The organism is Halomonas sp. 707D4, assembly GCF_024158685.1.
Lineage (GTDB): Bacteria > Pseudomonadota > Gammaproteobacteria > Pseudomonadales > Halomonadaceae > Vreelandella.
On sequence record NZ_JAMZBD010000624.1, the window covers coordinates 1 to 1,506 of the forward strand.

Here is a 1,506-nt window from a genome sequence, read left to right on the forward strand (position 1 = left end):
GCCCTGGGCCTGGCCTTCGGCGTTGCCATCGTACCCGCCGCCCTCGCCTTCGTGGTGCCGATCAACGCCTTCGTCATGGCCATGTTCACGGCGTTTCTGATCCACCTTCTGAGCCTGAAGCGTGGCGTCACGGTGGAGACCATCGTGCTGCTGGGCATCGCCATGGTGTTCATCTTCAACTCGCTCATGGCGCTGATCCAGTTCTTCGCAAGCCAGGAAGCGGTGTCTGCGGTGGTGTTCTGGACCCTGGGCAGCCTGACCAAGGCGACCTGGCCGAAGTTCTGGATCGCGCTGGGCATTCTCGCCGTCGTGCTACCGCTGCTCGCCCGCCACGGCTGGGCGCTGACCGCCATGCGCCTGGGCGATGCCAAGGCCGAGAGCATGGGCGTCAAGCCGCGCGCGCTGCGCCTGGAAGTACTGGTGCTGGTCTCGCTGCTCTCCGCCGTGGCGGTGGCCTTCGTCGGCACCATCGGCTTCATCGGACTGGTCGGGCCGCACATCGCGCGCATGCTGCTGGGCGAGGATCAGCGCTTCTTCCTGCCGGGCTCGGCACTGTGCGGCGCGCTGATTCTCTCGGTGGGTTCGGTGATCTCCAAGCTGATCATTCCCGGCACCATCATCCCGATCGGCATCATCACCTCGTTGGTCGGCATTCCGTTCTTCCTGTTTCTGGTGCTCAACCACAAGAAAGCGTCATGGTGATTCCCTCATGGTAACCCTCAAGCTTGACGGCGTATCCGCCCGCTACGGGCGGCGCACCATCGTCGAAGAGATCACCACGCCGCGTTTTGAAGGCGGCCAGGTGGTGGCGCTGCTGGGCCCCAACGCGGCGGGTAAATCGACGCTTTTCCGGCGCATTCTGGGCCTGGTGGCCGGTGAAGGAGCGGTCAGCATCGCCGAGACCCGGGCCGAACGCCCGGTGGCCTACATGCCCCAGGACACCGGCGCAAAGGCGGTGCTCAGCGTCTATGAATCGGTACTGCTGGCGCGCATGCAGGGGCGCAGCCTCAAGGTGGAGCCGGAGGATCTCGAGCAGGTCGACCGGGCGCTCGCGGAGCTCGATATCGTAGCACTCGGCGAGCGCGATATCGGTGACCTGAGCGGCGGCCAGCGCCAGCTGGTGAGTGCCGCCCAGGCGCTGGTGCAGGAGCCGGAGATCCTGATGCTCGACGAACCCACCTCGGCGCTGGACCTGAACCGCCAGATCAACCTGCTCACCGTAATGCGACGGCTGGCGGATCAGCGCGGCATGCTGATCCTGGTGGCGCTGCACGATCTCGGGCACGCGCTGCGTTTCACCGATTGCGCCATGGTGCTCGACCACGGCCGCCTGATCGCCTGCGGCGCCACCCACGAAGTCATCACCCCCGAGCTTCTGCGCCAGGTGTACCGGGTAGAAGCGCGCATCGAGCCCTGTTCCAAGGGCCGCCCGCAGCTCATCGTCGAAGAAGCCGTCTAAAGTGGCTCGCGCCGGCGGGTGGGCCCCGCCGGCATCTCTTCTTTTAC

General features: G+C 65.9%; 2 protein-coding genes. Both read left to right on the top strand.

Going from position 1 to position 1,506, the window contains the following annotated elements; all coding sequences use genetic code 11:
* The coding region (locus BIS11_RS17315) for an iron ABC transporter permease (RefSeq protein ID WP_253586690.1) at positions 1 to 702 on the top strand (702 nt) is incomplete at its 5' end.
* Between the two features lie 7 nt (positions 703 to 709).
* Entirely contained in the window at positions 710 to 1,459 is a 750-nt protein-coding gene (locus BIS11_RS17320; protein ID WP_253421142.1) for an ABC transporter ATP-binding protein, read from the top strand.
* The last annotated feature ends 47 nt before the right edge of the window (positions 1,460 to 1,506 follow it).

Bases quoted from the DNA above. Each gene is read 5' to 3' on its own strand.
- BIS11_RS17320 (WP_253421142.1), top strand. From the start codon at position 710: ATGGTAACCCTCAAGCTTGACGGCGTATCCGCCCGCTACGGGCGGCGC.